Genomic DNA, 15,690 nt, shown 5'->3' with positions numbered 1-15,690 from the left:
TGAAAATGGTTGAAAGAGGCGTGAATCAGGCCTCGAGCAGGGCGTCGAGCTTGCCCGAGCGCTCCAGCGCAAACAAGTCATCGCAACCGCCAACGTGGGTGCTGCCGATCCAGATCTGCGGCACCGAGGTACGCCCGGCCTTCTGCGCCATCTCGGCGCGCAGTTGCGGCTTGCCGTCGACACGGATTTCCTCGAACGCCACCTGTTTGCTCGCCAGCAGTTGCTTGGCGCGCATGCAGTAGGGGCAGTAGTCGCTGGAGTAGACGATGACGGGCTTCATATCACTTCACCAGGGGCAGGTTATCGGCTTTCCAGCTGGACACACCACCGCTGAGCTTGGCAGCGGTGAAGCCAGCCTTGAGCAGCTCGCGGCAGATGGTGCCGGACTGCTGGCCCATCGCATCGACGATGATCAGGGTCTTTTCTTTGTGTTTTTCCAGCTCGGCAATGCGGCCGATGACTTTGTCCTGCGGAATGTTCAGCGCCCCGACGATGTGGCCGGCGGAGTATTCCTTGCTTGGACGGATATCGATCACCACGCCCTTCTCGGCGTTGACCAGCGCGGTCAGTTGGCCGTTGCTCAGGCTCTGGCCGCCGCGGCGGATTTCATTGACCAGCAGCAGGATCAGCAGGACGAAGAAGATCGCAACCAGGATGAAGTGATCTGTCGCGAATTGAATCAGGTGAGCAACCATCAGGGGTGTTCCAGGCGATTGAAAATGCCGGCCAGTATACACAGCCACCCATGCCCGCCAAAGCCCGCCGGGCCGGCTCGGAAACAGCCTTCATCTGCAACCCGTCGGGACGCTGGTCGTACGAACCGACGAATATTCGCCGTCGCTGGCCGATTTGCCCTAAAATGCGTGTCTTTATCATCTTTGAACAACCGTGAGTTTGATTGATGACGAGCACGCCCAAGCCCCTGGTCCTGATCATCCTGGATGGTTTCGGTCACAGCGAAAGCCCCGAATACAACGCCATCTACGCCGCCAACACACCGGTCTATGACCGCCTGCGCGCCACCCAGCCGCATGGCCTGATCTCCGGTTCCGGCATGGATGTCGGCCTGCCGGACGGGCAGATGGGCAACTCCGAAGTCGGTCACATGAACCTCGGCGCGGGCCGTGTGGTGTACCAGGACTTCACCCGGGTCACCAAGGCCATCCGCGACGGCGAGTTCTTCGAAAACCCGGTACTCACCGGCGCCGTGGACAAGGCAGTTGCAGCAGGCAAGGCCGTGCACCTGCTGGGCCTGCTCTCCGACGGCGGCGTGCACAGCCACCAGGACCATATCGTCGCCATGGCCGAACTGGCCGCCCAGCGTGGCGCCGAGAAAATCTACCTGCACGCCTTCCTCGACGGCCGCGACACCCCTCCGCGCAGCGCCCAGTCGTCCATCGAACTGCTCGACGCGACCTTCGCCAAGCTGGGCAAGGGCCGCATCGCCAGCCTGATCGGCCGCTATTACGCGATGGACCGTGACAACCGCTGGGACCGCGTCAGCGCAGCCTACAACCTCATCGTCGACAGCTCCGCCGAGTACAGCGCAGACAGCGCCGTGGCTGGGCTGAAAGCAGCCTATGCACGCGATGAGAGCGACGAATTCGTCAAGGCCACGCGCATCGGCGAGGCGGTCAAGGTCGAAGACGGCGACGCGGTGATCTTCATGAACTTCCGCGCCGACCGCGCCCGCGAACTGTCGCGAGTGTTCGTCGAAGCCGATTTCAATGAATTCCCCCGTGCGCGCCTGCCGAAGCTCGCGGCCTACATCGGCCTGACCCAGTACTCGGCGAAGATCCCCGCCCCCGCGGCCTTTGCCCCAGCCAGCCTGAACAACGTGCTGGGCGAGTACCTGGCCAAGAACGGCAAGACCCAGCTGCGCATCGCCGAGACCGAAAAGTACGCTCACGTGACCTTCTTCTTCTCGGGCGGACGTGAAGAGCCGTTCGAAGGCGAAGAGCGCATCCTGATCCCGTCGCCGAAGGTCGCCACCTACGACCTGCAGCCTGAGATGAGCGCGCCGGAAGTGACCGACCGTATCGTCGAGGCCATCGAGCAACAGCGTTATGACGTGATCGTGGTCAACTACGCCAACGGCGACATGGTCGGCCACACCGGCGTATTCGACGCGGCGGTCAAGGCCGTCGAGGCGCTGGACGGCTGTGTCGGGCGCATTGTCGAGGCGCTGGGCAAGGTCGGTGGCGAAGCACTGATCACCGCCGACCACGGCAACGTCGAGCAGATGGAAGACGAGTCCACTGGCCAGGCGCACACCGCGCACACCACCGAGCCGGTGCCGTTCATCTATGTCGGCAAGCGCAGCGTGAAAGTCCGTGACGGCGGCGTGCTGGCCGATGTGGCGCCGACCATGCTCAAGCTGCTGGGGCTGGAGAAGCCTGCCGAAATGACCGGAACCTCGATCCTGATCGACACTTGAGACTGCGCATTGGGGTCGCGGTGCAGCGCACCCTGACGTGATTTCCGGACAAACGCCCCGCCGCACCCGCAGCGGGGCGTTTTTTTTGCTCGCTCAGGCGGGCATACTAGGCCAGTCTCCATCCCTGGTACGCCCGATTCCATGCGCCGCGCCCTCATACTCCTAGCCCTGTCATGCCTGCTCAGTCCGGCGTTCGCCGACGAGCGCGCGCAGACCCAGCAACAACTGGACGCCACTCGCCAGGACATCGCCGAGCTCAAGAAAATGCTGGGCAAGCTCCAGGAAGAGAAAGCCGGCGTGCAGAAAGACCTCAAATCCACCGAGACCGATATCGGCAATCTCGAAAAGCAGGTGGAGGGTCTTCAGCAAGAACTAAAAAAGACCGAGGGCGAGCTGGAGCGCCTTGACCACGAGAAAAAAAAACTCCAGAGCGCCCGCGTTGAACAGCAACGGCTGATCGCGATCCAGGCCCGCTCCGCTTACCAGAACGGTCGCGAGGAATACCTCAAGCTGCTGCTCAACCAGCAGAATCCCGAAAAGTTCGCTCGCACCCTCACGTACTACGACTACCTGAGCAAGGCGCGCCTGGAACAATTGCGCACCTTCAACGAAACCTTGCGCCAGCTGGCCAATGTCGAACTGGAAATTTCCGGCCAACAGGAACAGCTGATGGCCCAGCGCGCCGACCTCGACAGCCGCCGCCAGGCACTGGAGGCCGAACGCAGCAAGCGCCAGCAGGTACTGGCCAAGCTCAACAGCGACGTCAAGGATCGCGACCAGAAGCTTCAGGCCCGCGAACAGGACCAGGCCGACCTCGCCAAGGTGCTCAAGACCATCGAGGAAACCCTCGCCCGCCAGGCCCGTGAAGCCGAAGAAGCGCGACAGAAGGCGCTGCTGGCCAAGCAGGAAGAAGAGAAGCGGCGCAAGGAACAGGCGCTGGCCGACGCTCGCCGCGACGAGCCGCAAGAGCCGCCGAAAAAGGCCCGCACCGTGCTCGGCCCGCTGGTGTCCAGCGATGGCGCCAACTACGGTGGTGCATTTTCCGCCGCCCGTGGAAAACTTCCATGGCCAGTCAATGGTCGATTGCTGGCACGCTTCGGCGACACGCGAGGCGGTGATGCGCGTGCCAAGTGGGACGGCGTGATGATCAGCGCCAGCGCCGGCACTCAGGTGCGCGCCGTACATGGCGGGCGTGTGGTGTTCGCCGACTGGTTGCGCGGCGCTGGACTTCTGGTCATTCTCGACCATGGTAATGGCTACCTGAGCCTGTACGGCCATAACCAGAGCCTGCTCAAGAGCGCCGGCGACATCGTCAAGGCCGGGGAAGCCATTTCTACCGTCGGCGACAGCGGCGGCCAGGACAGCGCAGGTTTGTACTTCGCGATTCGCCAGCAGGGCCGGCCCACCGACCCTGCGCAATGGTGCCGAGGCTAGGCACCGCAACATTTACGGTCAGGCCCGACGGTGGGCCGCACCGATGCTCCCACGGGAGCACCTACAGGATCAGGAGTTCGTTCGACATGCTGCACTCGTCTCGCCTCACCCAGCTGGCCCTGACCATAGCTCTGGTCCTCGGCGCGCCCCTGGCCAGCGCCGCAGAGCCGGTCAAGCCTGCCAAGGCGGCTGCCGTGCCGGCCACCGAGGTGACGGCCAAGGCGCCGCTGCCGCTGGACGAACTGCGCACCTTCGCCGAGGTCATGGACCGCATCAAGGCAGCCTATGTCGAGCCGGTGGACGACAAGACCCTGCTGGAAAATGCCATCAAGGGCATGCTCAGCAACCTTGACCCGCACTCGGCCTACCTCGGCCCTGAAGACTTCCAGGAGCTGCAGGAAAGCACCAGCGGCGAATTCGGCGGCCTGGGCATCGAGGTTGGCATGGAGGACGGCTTCGTCAAGGTGGTCTCGCCCATCGACGACACTCCGGCCTCACGCGCCGGCATCGAGGCGGGCGACCTGATCGTCAAGATCAACGGCGCCCCGACCCGCGGCCAGACCATGACCGAGGCCGTCGACAAGATGCGCGGCAAGATCGGCCAGAAGATCACCCTGACCCTGGTACGCGACGGCGGCACGCCCTTCGATGTGACGCTGGCCCGCGCGGTCATCCAGGTCAAGAGCGTGAAGAGCCAGTTGCTCGAGAACGACTACGGCTATATCCGTATCACCCAGTTCCAGGTCAAGACCGGCGAAGAAGTCGGCAAGGCGCTGGCCAAGCTGCGCAAGGATAACGGCAAGAAGCTGCGCGGCCTGGTGCTGGACCTGCGCAACAACCCCGGCGGCGTCCTGCAGTCGGCGGTGGAAGTGGCCGACCACTTCCTCACCAAAGGCCTGATCGTCTACACCAAGGGCCGTATCGCCAACTCCGAGCTGCGCTTCTCCGCCGACCCGGCCGACGCCAGCGAAGGCGTACCGCTGGTGGTACTGATCAACGGCGGCAGCGCCTCGGCTTCGGAGATCGTCGCCGGCGCCCTGCAGGATCAGAAACGCGGCGTGCTGATGGGCACCGACAGCTTCGGCAAGGGCTCGGTACAGACCGTGCTGCCACTGGCCAACGACCGCGCACTGAAGCTCACCACCGCGCTGTACTTCACCCCCAACGGACGCTCGATCCAGGCACAGGGTATCGTGCCGGACATCGAAGTACGCCAGGCCAAGCTCACTGCCGAAGCCGACACGGACAACTTCAAGGAAGCCGACCTGCAGGGTCACCTGGGCAACGGCAATGGCGGCGCCGATCGTCCGACCGGCAGCAGCAAGCGTACCGAGCGCCCGCAGGACAACGACTTCCAGCTGAGCCAGGCGCTCAGCCTGCTCAAGGGCCTGAACATCACCAAGGGTGATTGATAACCACCATGCGTTTTCTGCTGTTCACGCTGTTCTGCCTGCTGGCCGGTACCGCACATGCGGCACCGGCCAAGGCCTATATGAGCATCATCATCGACGACCTGGGCCAGAACAACGAACGCGACAGCCGCACCCTCGACCTGCCCGGGCCGGTCACCATGGCGATCATGCCCGACACCCCGCACGCCACCGACTTCGCCCGCCAGGCACACAAGGCCGGACGTACGGTGATCCTGCACATGCCCATGGACCCCGCCACCGGGCCCTATGCCTGGCATCCGGGGCTACCCATCGAGGAGCTGGCACGACGCCTCGACGCCGCGCTGCTCAAGGTGCCCTTCGCCGCAGGCATCAACAACCACATGGGCAGCCGCATGACCGCACAGCGCGACGCCATGGCCTGGTTGATGGGTAACCTGCAGGGCCGCGAGCTGTTCTTCGTCGACAGCCGCACCAGCGCCGCCACGGTGGCGGCGGCCGAGGCCCAGGCAATCGGATTGGCGCACGTCTCGCGGGATGTATTTCTGGATGACGTACGCACAACCGAAGCCATCGCCGGCCAATTGCGCCAAGGCATCGAGCTTGCCCGCAAGCAAGGTTCAGCGGTGCTGATCGGCCACCCCTACCCGCAGACTCTCGAAGTGCTCGAACGAGAGATGCCCGGGCTCAAGCGCCAGGGCATCGAGTTGATCGAACTGCGCCAGATGATCGCCGAACGCAGCAACCAGGCCATGTCGGCGCACGGTCGCAACGGTCGCTACAGCAACCGTTGATCGCTTGGCCGTTCAGAGCGCCTACAGGCTGTTGAAGGGAATGATGTCCTTGGCCTGGGCGTAGGTCAGGTTGCCCCGGTAGATGCTCAGCACCTGCCCCTCGCTCGCAGCCCTCATCTGCTCCCTGTAGCCCATCTTGCGCTGGCTCCAGAGCTTCAGATGGCCTTTGCCGAATGCTGTGGGCGCCGCCTGTGAGTCGGCGAAGTGGAAGTGCGCGGCCCACAGGGGTCGGCCTTTGCTGTCGCCGGACGACTTGAGCAGGTTGATGCGGTATTCATCCAGATAGCCATCTGAAACCTGCTTGCGCGGCCCCACGTACTCAACCGTGATCAAGCCTTGCTGATGGAGAAAGCTCAGACCCCGGGCACCGGGATAGCGCGTCTTGGTATAAAGCTCGACCAGGCATTCTCGCTTCTGCTCGCGCAACCGGATAACAGCGTCATCCAGGCGCCCCAACAGACTGTCGGTGCTATCCGCGTCCGCCAGCTGTTCGCGCAACTCCAGCACTTCAGCGATCTGCGCATCAAGCATCGAGATCAACCCGCTGTCCTGCGCGTCATTGCTTACCAATGCCTTGGCCTGCTCGATGACGCTCTCGTTTTGCGCCAATATGCCTTCGGCCAGTTCACGGCTTTTCTTCTCGAATTCCGGCGTCGAGGCCCGCGACTGCGACTCAGGTTCCGTACTCGCGACCTCTTCCAACCAAGCCCCGCCTACCTTTTGAAACCGGTGCTGAATCTTGGAGCTGAACGCGCCCTTGACCTGCAACTGCGCCCGCCCATCAACCATCACCTCTGTACCTAGCACTGTCTGCCCTGCAAGGGTACGCGCCACTTGCAGCGCCCACAGTGGATAAACCATACGGCGCGAGGCCTGAGCTTGTCCGGAAGCCTGCTCACGCATGGCTTCGACCAGCGCGTCGCCTGCCATCTTCTTCAGACCCACCATCTGCTCTCTGTAGGCGGCAAGGCGCTGGGTATCGACCAGCCCGCTGCCTAGCTTGCTGATGCGGTCGCAGTTGAGAATCGCCGCCAGATATTCATCCCAGGCACCTTGCAGCACCTCGATACGCTCAAGGATCGGCAGTTCGTAGAACATCGACAGATGGTGGGCGTTTGCGGCTACACGCAAACGGTAGCTGGCAATCGCGTCGCGGAAGATCGTGTAATGCTGGCTGGCGGCACCCTCTTCGAAGCGCAGTGCGAGTTCCACCAGGCTCATCGCCTGGAAGAAGCGAATCATGACCGTAGAAGTCTTGCGCGCGGCGATGACCTGGGCAACGCTGACCAAGCCGGTGCTCGATTGGATTTCCATGTCAATATCGCTGACCGCCAGCACATGATCCATTTGGCTTGAGACCTCCATGATCCTTGGTTGGTCCAGGACCATGCCCTCGAGCAGCTCTCGACACTTGGCGTAGAGAACCGCGCGGTTTTCTGGCGTAGCTCCGCTCAGGCTGCGGACGATCTGGTCATACTCGCGGAAACTACCCACAGCCACCGCTTCATTCAGAAGGAATACGCCATAGCCAATCAAGTCGTGACGTGCATTCGAAAGGGCTTGTCGCAGGTCCCTGCCATGGGCGGTTGTGCGCGTATAGCTGGGGTTATCCAGCAGCTCGACAATGCTCCGCTGCGCGCTGGCTTGGTGCTCGAACATCGAGTAGACCAGCTCGACACGCTGCCGGCGCAGGTCGCGCATCGCGCGCATTAGCTCATCGCGCTTTGCTGTGTACAGTTCGGTCAACGTCTTGAACCGGGAGAGGTCATCCGGGTTCGTGGGAGGAGGTTGGTTCAGTGTTTCCTCCAGCTTCACGATCTTGGTCCGCAGCTCCTCGATCTGGCGGTTCTGTCTCAGGTACTCAGGAATCGGCTTGTTTGCCTCAAGCAAATGATGCTCCACCTCTTCCAGCGACTTTTGGATCGTAGCGGCAATCTTCTGGCGCAGCCGTTCCTGCGCAGCGCTGCGCCCACGCCCACCGCCCCCCTGCAACCGTGTATCGATGCGCCAGCCACCGCCATCGTTGTGCAGGCAAGGCCCTGGCGTCAGGTCAGCCCCCACGATTCTCGCCCCCCCTTCATGAACAACGACCTGATAGACCTCCTGCCCCAGCCTGACGTAGTACCTGCCGTCGACAGCAGTCAAGCCCGCCGTTGCACCTTGCGTGTCGGGCGCGTGTCCAGCCAGCGATACCTCGACCGCCAATTCGCGCACGCGACTGCGTTGAGACGCCGAAAGTCCGTTGAGGCCACCAGCCCCACGCCACGAAAAATCCAGGTGTGTCTGCGTGGTGCCGTACAAGTCACGCACCAGCCCCGCAGGCTTGCGTTCAGGCTCCGGCAACGGGTGAAGCGCTACGTCCTGCGCCACGGGCAGCTCCTCGAGCGACGTAACATCGTGCTGCGACCCAAGTACTGTGTTTCTGGGGGTCTGCAGATGGATCAACGCCATCAAGGTATTGTTCAAAAGGTCGGTCACGGCCTGGATTCGCTCCCCCGCGCTGTCACTGCCAAGCCCCTGTACATCGCTGGCCAGGCTGCGGATGCCCATGTACAGCCAGGTGATCGATACCACCGGTCCCGGCAGCACAGGCAGCACCGCATTGAGCAGCTCCCAGCCAAACGCGATCACTACCCCCCACCGCAACTCGCTGTTGCTCACCGCCGAACGGTCGGCCAGCTCGACCAACACCTGATGCCGCGCCTCGAACATCTGTGCGTCGATGTCTTGCCCCCAGGCCTCCAGCGCCAGTTGAGCAGGATCAGGCTTATCCAATGGACCGAAGGGGTCGAACACCCAGTGCGGCAGGTGAGGTTCATTGAATCCACCATTGTCGTAGACAGGACGCTCGTTCTGATCCATCCACATCAGCGCGAGGTTCTGTAGCTTGCCAGGCTTGCGGATGGCCCCCATCAAGGTATCGACGTCCTTGAAGACATGGACCGCGCCGTCTGTGTACATCGGGCAATACAGCACGCACTGGCCGGACTCGACGATTTCAATGACATAGAACCCATGCACCCGATCAACTTTCTTCGAGGTCGGCGAACGCCTGAAAGCCAAGGGCGCAATCCTGACCCCAGCCGCTTGCGCGTCCCCATCGCGACAGAAGCGGGCCACTGCACCATAGGCAAAGGTATCCAGGCGATTGACCACCACCGCCCGAGCGGCATCGAACATCAAAGTGATACGCCATTGACGACCGAAACGGGCGATACGTTCCGCGTTTTCGGTGCCATCTGCGAGCAGGTTGTTGACGTAGGTCGGGTAGGTACCGCCGATATCGACGCGTGCGACCAGTTCACGGATGTAATCGACATTCATCCAGTCCAGGATCAACTGTTCATTACGGTGGGCGATGTGTGTCACCACGCCACCCTGCGACGCAGCCAGCCGACCGATGGCCAGCTCGGTCAGGGTCACGGTACGGCTGTCGATCTTTTGCCCAAAACCCAGGCCATGACCGTCGCTGACAAAGGTGTCGATGGTCAGGAGCAGATCATCGGCAAAGTAGTTGGCATCGACTGGATGATCGGCAAGCATTTCCTCGCGAAGACGGCGGGCTGCATAGGTGTGCAGATCGTCCACCCCGTCCAGGGCGCGCTCACCACCTTCACTCCCCTGCAACAGCGTCAGATCGAGCATGGCCTGCAAATAGGTGGCCTGCCCCTCAGACCCGGCTCTCCGAATCCCAGCAGGTAGCGACAAGGCAACCGGCTTGGCAGGCACATTGCTGCGCTGAGCAAAAAACTGCGAGGGGTCAAAGGCACCATCGACCCCGCGCTCCAGCTCGGCGATGCTATCAGGCGCCCCCCAGCGCACACGCGACTGCCGCTCAAGGAGGATCTCCAGCAGCAACCCGCTTTGCAGGGCGAACGCATCGCCCTCCGACGTGAAACCACTCCAGCTCATGCGATCGAACTCGCAACGCCGCGCCATCTGCAGCTGCAGCCCTCGGCCAAAGGCACTCAGTGACTCGAAGCTACGCACTTCCCCATCCGGTTGGCACCACAAGACCAGCGGACGCGGCGTGTCGAGGGTCGTCACCAGTAAGCCGGGCAACAGTTCACTGCTTTGTCGATCGCCCAAGTGCATCTGCACGCGAACGGCCTGCACCTCGACGTTACGAGTGTTCCCCAACAGCAGTTGGCGCAGGCAGGCGCGCTCGGCCTCCTCAAGGTCAGCCTCGTCCAGGCCTTGCAGCAGGCTGGCACGCAGCACTTGCTGCAACCAGAGATCCCGGTTGCCCTGGCCGTCGCCATTCCAGTAGCCGATCTGCGCCTGCTGCAGATAGTGGGGCAACAGAGGCAGCATCTTGTCGAGCGGTTCGACCAGCTTCTCGGGCTTGATCAGGTCTCCATCACTGGTTTCGAAGGGCGACTTGATGGCGAAGAGGCGTTGGTACGGATTCAGGCTCAGCGCATAAGCGCCCATGCTGGCGAAATCCACGCGCTTGCCATCGAGCACCAACTGCAGCAGATGGTCGATCAGCAACTCATTGCGGTAGGTGTCATCTGCGGTGGAGCAAAGCAGCGAGAGTGGCTGTGCAGAAGTCATCTCGGGGCGATGAATCGCGATCAGCGGATACTGCTCGACGATTATCTTCATGACCTGCTGGTCGAGCACTTCGCGCAAGGTCGGTCGATTAGCGAACTGCGCAGCGACTGCGCTGTACAGGTCGTAGGGTGGGTAACTCACGGAGGTAGTAGACATGCTCAAGGCTCGTTGTGAAATGAAGCCAAAGCCTCCGCGCCAGTCGATATCACTGGGGGGTACATAATGCTTTTGCGCACCGGTTGACCATGGGCAACGGCAATCGCCGGTCCGCCCCAACGTGACCGCCCGCTGAAGAAAAAAGGGCCCTGTCATTCGACAGAGCCCTTTTCACAACGATACGCCGCCTAAGCGATCAGCTGTAGACACGCCCCAGCAACTGGCGGTGGCTTTCGAACTGATCGAGCACATCGCGCACGATCTGCTCAGGCAGGAAGCCCATCAGGTCGTACTCCTGGCTGCCGTTGTGCAGGTACACCTCGGCGCGGTAGAAGCGCTGGCGCACTTCTGGCTCACCCCCGGCAGACGCCTCGCTCGGTGCCGCCAGGTAGCCGTCCAGGCTGACTTCATAAACGAACGGGTTGCCCTCTTCCATCATCACCCGCACGCCCATCATGTTGCGCGACTGACCGACACGGGTCTCCACCTCGAAGCCCAGGGCGCGCAGTTGTTCCGCCGCCTCCTTGAGGGCCGGGCTGACCTGTTTGTCCATGAAGCGCTGCACCACCGCCTGGGTCGGCTCAAGCTCCAGTTGCGTGAGGCGCTCGCTGAAGCCGCGACGACCACGAGCAGCCAGCTCCGCGCGCTCCTGCTCGACCGCGACATCCTGCTTCATCGCCTTGTACAGGCCGAACATGAACAGCACCAGCACCACCGAGAACGGCAGGCCGGCCAACACCACCATGGTCTGCATGGCTTCGAAGTTGCCGGCGAACAGCAGGCCGATGGTAACCAGGGTGATGATCACCGACCAGAACACCACCATCCAGTGCGGCGCATCCTCGTCGACCTGGCCACCTTTGCACGAAAGGTTGGCCATCATCACCGCGCCCGAGTCGGCCGGGGTGAGGAACAGCACGAAGCCGACGAACACCGCCACACCGATCACGATCTTGGCCGCCGGGAAGTACTCCAGCAACTGGTAGATCGACATCGAGGGCTGCTCCAGCGCTGTCTTGCCCAGCTCAACGGCGCCCTGGTTGATCACCAGGTCCAGCGCGGTGTTGCCGAAGATCGACAGCCACGCCAGGGTGAAGCCCAGCGGGATCAGCAGCACGCCGCTGACCAGCTGGCGCACGGTACGGCCCTTGGAGATACGGGCGATGAACATGCCCACGAACGGACCCCAGGAGATCCACCAGGCCCAGTAGAACACGGTCCACAGGCCCAGCCAGCGCTCGGACTTGCCGGCCTCGCCTTCATAGACATACAGGTCGAAGGTCTTGAGCACGATGCCGTTGAGGTAATCGCCGACGTTCTGCACGAAGCCGTTGAGCAGGTGCAGGGTATTGCCGCCGAGCAGGACGAAGATCAACAGCCCGCTGAACAGCATGATGTTGAGGTTGGACAGGCGGCGAATGCCGTTTTCCACACCCGAGACCGCGGCTACGGTGGCCACACCGGCCATCACCAGAATGACCACCAGCAGGTTGGTCTTGCTGTGGTCCATGCCGAACAGGTACTCCAGGCCCGAGGAGACCTGCATCGAGCCGATACCGAGGTTGGTCACCAGGCCCAGCAGGGTGACGAACATGCCGAAGATGTCCACGGCATTGCCGGCCGCGCCCTTGACCCAACGCTCACCGACCAGCGGGTACAGCGCCGAACGCAGCGCCAGCGGCTGGTTGTGGCGGTAGGCGAAGTAGCCCACGGCCAGACCCACCAAGGCGTAGATCGCCCAGCCGTGCAGGCCCCAGTGCAGGAAGGTCAGTTGCAGGCCCTGGCGCGCAGCCTCGAGGCTGGCAGGGGTGCCTTCCGGCGGATTGAAGTAGTGGTCCAGCGGTTCGGATGCGCCGAAATACAGCAGCGAAATGCCAATACCGGAGGAGAACAGCATGCCGGCCCAGGCGCCGTAGCTGAAGTCGGGCTGGTCATCCTTGCCGCCCAGCTTGAGCTTGCCGTAGTCGGAGAAGGCCAGGTAGACGACGAACACGAGGTAACCGCAGATCACCAGCATGTAGTACCAGCCGAAGGTGCGCGTCAGCCACTTCTGGGCCACGCCCAGCACCTGGCCGGCAGTTTCGGGTACAGCGATAAGCAAGGCAGTCAACGCGAGGACCAGCAGCGCGGAGGTGAGGAACACCACGCGGTTGACCCGAACCCTCTCGGCGGGGGGCTTTGTCAGGGAGGCAGAACTCATTGCACGAATGCTCCGGGCAGTACGGCTGTGGAGGCTAATCAGTCATTTCCCGCGCAATTGGTGCAATAGCTCCACTGCGTCAGGTGTTATAAAAGCACCTTGGAAACCGTGATCCCGAATCGAAACGCTGCAAAAAAACAGACCGGCGGACTGCACCTGAGCGCCTTCATCCTCACTGGATGCGCGCATTGGTCACAGCTCGCCTGACCCGCTCCAAGGGTCGTCCGCGCGGTCATTGACCGCTCGGCAGAATCTGTCCATGCACCGTTCTTGCCCGTCAACGCCTTGTATTCCGGGGGTTACACGTTTTCCTGGGGTGTCAATCCGTGCCTTCTCGACTGCCTGAAAGACTGTCAATGGCACAAATTGTCGCAGAGCTTATTCTTTATTGATTGAACGTTCAATCAAAACAAAATAGACTGGCCCTCGCCGAGTCGGATGCGTGTTGTCCGCTCGCAGGCCTGAGGAGATAGCAAGATGCCCAAGGTCGGTATGCAACCCATCCGCCGCCAGCAGTTGATCGACGCCACATTGCAGGCTGTCGACCAGGTCGGTCTGGGAGATGCCAGCATTGCGCTGATTGCCCGTTTGGCCGGTGTGTCGAACGGCATCATCAGTCACTACTTTCAGGACAAGAACGGCCTGATCGCGGCGACCATGCGCTACCTCATGAATGCGTTGAGCGAAGGCACCGTCGCCCGCCGACAAGCCCTCACCGACGACAGCCCGCGGGCGCACCTGAGAGTGATCGTCGAAGGCAACTTCGACGCAAGCCAGGTCAGCGGCCCGGCAATGAAAACCTGGTTGGCCTTCTGGGCCGCCAGCATGCACCAGCCGTCCTTGCACAGGTTGCAGCGGATCAACGATCACCGCCTTTACTCCAACCTGTGCTGCCAGTTCCGTCGTGTCTTGCCGCTCTACCATGCACGCAAGGCTGCTCGCGGGCTGGCGGCCCTGATCGACGGCCTGTGGCTGCGTGGTGCGCTCTCGGGCGACGCGTTCGACACCGAGCAGGCAATACGGATCGCCTACGAATACATGGATCTACAACTGGCTAAGCAGCACGACCTGGCTACCAACCCCCAGGCGGCTGAACGATCGCACGCAGCGACTGCCCAACCGGCAGGAGCACGACGCGGCTAGCCAATCACACACTGCACTTGCGAGGACTCTATGGCCCGTTTCGGAACGCAAAAACTCTACATCGATGGTGGTTATGTCGACGCTGGCAGCGATGCCACCTTCGAAGCCATCAACCCGGCCACCGGCGAAGTCCTTGCCCACGTCCAGCGTGCGACCGAGGCTGACGTCGAGCGCGCCGTCGAGAGCGCCGAACGTGGCCAGAAAGTCTGGGCCGCGATGACCGCCATGCAGCGTTCGCGCATCCTGCGCCGCGCCGTCGACATCCTGCGCGAGCGCAACGACGAGCTGGCCATGCTGGAAACCCTGGATACCGGCAAGTCGTACTCCGAAACCCGCTACGTCGACATCGTCACCGGTGCCGATGTGCTGGAGTACTACGCAGGCCTGATCCCGGCCATCGAAGGCGAGCAGATCCCGCTGCGCGAATCGTCCTTCGTCTATACCCGCCGCGAGCCGCTGGGCGTGACTGCCGGTATCGGCGCGTGGAACTACCCGATCCAGATCGCCCTGTGGAAGTCTGCGCCAGCCCTGGCCGCCGGCAACGCGATGATCTTCAAGCCGTCTGAAGTCACCTCGCTGACCACCCTGAAGCTGGCCGAGATCTTCACCGAAGCCGGTCTGCCGGATGGCGTGTTCAACGTCCTGACCGGCAGCGGTCGTGAAGTCGGCACCCTGCTGACCGAGCACCCGCGCATCGAGAAAGTCTCCTTCACCGGCGGCACCACCACCGGCAAGAAAGTCATGGCCAGCGCTTCGAGCTCCTCGCTCAAGGAAGTGACCATGGAACTGGGTGGCAAGTCGCCGCTGATCATCTGCGACGACGCCGACCTGGACAAGGCCGCCGACATCGCCATGATGGCCAACTTCTACAGCTCCGGTCAGGTCTGCACCAACGGCACCCGCGTGTTCGTTCCGGCAGCGATGAAAGCCGCCTTCGAAGCCAAGATCGCCGAACGCGTCGCCCGCATTCGCATCGGCAACCCGGAAGACGAGAACACCAACTTCGGTCCGCTGGTCAGCTTCGCGCACATGGAAAGCGTCCTGGGCTACATCGCCAAGGGCAAGGAAGAAGGCGCCCGCGTGCTGTGCGGCGGGGAGCGTCTGACCGAAGGCGCGTTCGCCAAGGGCGCCTTCGTCGCCCCGACCGTGTTCACCGACTGCCGCGACGACATGACCATCGTCAAGGAAGAGATCTTCGGCCCGGTGATGAGCATCCTCACCTACGAAACCGAAGAAGAAGTCATCCGCCGCGCCAACGACACCGAGTACGGCCTGGCTGCGGGCGTATGCACCAACGACATCACCCGCGCACACCGCATCATCCACAAGCTCGAAGCCGGTATCTGCTGGATCAACGCCTGGGGTGAATCGCCAGCCGAGATGCCGGTTGGCGGCTACAAGCAGTCGGGCGTCGGCCGTGAAAACGGCGTCAGCTCGCTGGCTCAATACACTCGCATCAAGTCGGTGCAGGTCGAGCTGGGCGGCTACAACTCGGTCTTCTAAGACCGGTCTGGCCACGCCCGTGCCATTGCGCACGGGCGCTCCCGCTCCCTGAACACTGCCAACGAGGGTACTTTG

General features: G+C 62.4%; 10 protein-coding genes. 6 read left to right on the top strand and 4 right to left on the bottom strand.

Annotated elements, in window-relative coordinates:
- Positions 1-25 precede the first annotated feature (25 nt).
- A complete protein-coding gene (gene grxC, locus F6X62_RS09345) occupies positions 26-280 on the bottom strand; it encodes a glutaredoxin 3 (protein WP_054891214.1) in 255 nt (84 codons plus the stop codon).
- Between the two features lies 1 nt (position 281).
- A complete protein-coding gene (locus tag F6X62_RS09340; protein WP_054891213.1) occupies positions 282-695 on the bottom strand; it encodes a rhodanese-like domain-containing protein in 414 nt (137 codons plus the stop codon).
- 206 nt (positions 696-901) lie between these two features.
- Between F6X62_RS09340 and gpmI the strand changes: the two genes are divergently transcribed.
- From gpmI to F6X62_RS09320, 4 genes are all read left to right on the top strand, one after another.
- Complete coding sequence (gene gpmI / locus F6X62_RS09335; RefSeq protein WP_153773312.1) at positions 902-2,437, top strand: 2,3-bisphosphoglycerate-independent phosphoglycerate mutase; 1,536 nt, start codon at positions 902-904, stop codon at positions 2,435-2,437.
- Positions 2,438-2,578: 141 nt separating this feature from the next.
- Positions 2,579-3,871 (top strand): murein hydrolase activator EnvC, encoded by a 1,293-nt coding sequence (locus tag F6X62_RS09330; RefSeq protein WP_054891211.1) that lies wholly within the window; start codon positions 2,579-2,581, stop codon positions 3,869-3,871.
- 86 nt (positions 3,872-3,957) lie between these two features.
- A complete protein-coding gene (locus tag F6X62_RS09325) occupies positions 3,958-5,283 on the top strand; it encodes a S41 family peptidase (RefSeq protein ID WP_153773311.1) in 1,326 nt (441 codons plus the stop codon).
- An 8-nt stretch (positions 5,284-5,291) separates the two neighbouring features.
- Positions 5,292-6,056: a divergent polysaccharide deacetylase family protein gene (locus F6X62_RS09320; RefSeq protein ID WP_153773310.1), complete on the top strand. Its 765-nt coding sequence runs from the start codon at positions 5,292-5,294 to the stop codon at positions 6,054-6,056.
- A gap of 21 nt (positions 6,057-6,077) precedes the next feature.
- Here the strand turns inward: F6X62_RS09320 and F6X62_RS09315 are convergent, their stop codons facing one another.
- Both F6X62_RS09315 and F6X62_RS09310 read right to left on the bottom strand, forming a co-directional pair.
- Positions 6,078-10,769 carry a dermonecrotic toxin domain-containing protein gene (locus F6X62_RS09315; RefSeq protein WP_153773309.1) on the bottom strand — a complete coding sequence of 1,564 codons (4,692 nt, stop codon included), beginning with the start codon at positions 10,767-10,769 and terminating at the stop codon, positions 6,078-6,080.
- Positions 10,770-10,965: 196 nt separating this feature from the next.
- Positions 10,966-12,969, bottom strand: coding sequence for a BCCT family transporter (locus F6X62_RS09310; protein WP_054891207.1), 2,004 nt, complete (start codon positions 12,967-12,969; stop codon positions 10,966-10,968).
- 477 nt (positions 12,970-13,446) lie between these two features.
- Here F6X62_RS09310 and betI point away from each other — a divergent pair, with 477 nt between their 5' ends.
- Entirely contained in the window at positions 13,447-14,112 is a 666-nt protein-coding gene (gene betI / locus F6X62_RS09305) for a transcriptional regulator BetI (protein WP_054891206.1), read from the top strand.
- A gap of 30 nt (positions 14,113-14,142) precedes the next feature.
- Positions 14,143-15,615 carry a betaine-aldehyde dehydrogenase gene (gene betB, locus F6X62_RS09300; protein ID WP_112899397.1) on the top strand — a complete coding sequence of 491 codons (1,473 nt, stop codon included), beginning with the start codon at positions 14,143-14,145 and terminating at the stop codon, positions 15,613-15,615.
- Positions 15,616-15,690: the final 75 nt, after the last annotated feature.

The sequence above is a fragment of the Pseudomonas sp. MNR3A genome (assembly GCF_009650575.1).
In the GTDB taxonomy this organism is placed as follows: Bacteria; Pseudomonadota; Gammaproteobacteria; order Pseudomonadales; family Pseudomonadaceae; genus Aquipseudomonas; species Aquipseudomonas machongensis.
This window is presented reverse-complemented; position numbering and strand designations above follow the sequence as displayed.

Coding starts and splice junctions, on each gene's coding strand:
- grxC (WP_054891214.1), bottom strand. CDS start 280: ATGAAGCCCGTCATCGTCTACTCCAGCGACTACTGCCCCTACTGCATG.
- F6X62_RS09340 (WP_054891213.1), bottom strand. CDS start 695: ATGGTTGCTCACCTGATTCAATTCGCGACAGATCACTTCATCCTGGTT.
- gpmI (WP_153773312.1), top strand. CDS start 902: ATGACGAGCACGCCCAAGCCCCTGGTCCTGATCATCCTGGATGGTTTC.
- F6X62_RS09330 (WP_054891211.1), top strand. CDS start 2,579: ATGCGCCGCGCCCTCATACTCCTAGCCCTGTCATGCCTGCTCAGTCCG.
- F6X62_RS09325 (WP_153773311.1), top strand. CDS start 3,958: ATGCTGCACTCGTCTCGCCTCACCCAGCTGGCCCTGACCATAGCTCTG.
- F6X62_RS09320 (WP_153773310.1), top strand. CDS start 5,292: ATGCGTTTTCTGCTGTTCACGCTGTTCTGCCTGCTGGCCGGTACCGCA.
- F6X62_RS09315 (WP_153773309.1), bottom strand. CDS start 10,769: ATGTCTACTACCTCCGTGAGTTACCCACCCTACGACCTGTACAGCGCA.
- F6X62_RS09310 (WP_054891207.1), bottom strand. CDS start 12,969: ATGAGTTCTGCCTCCCTGACAAAGCCCCCCGCCGAGAGGGTTCGGGTC.
- betI (WP_054891206.1), top strand. CDS start 13,447: ATGCCCAAGGTCGGTATGCAACCCATCCGCCGCCAGCAGTTGATCGAC.
- betB (WP_112899397.1), top strand. CDS start 14,143: ATGGCCCGTTTCGGAACGCAAAAACTCTACATCGATGGTGGTTATGTC.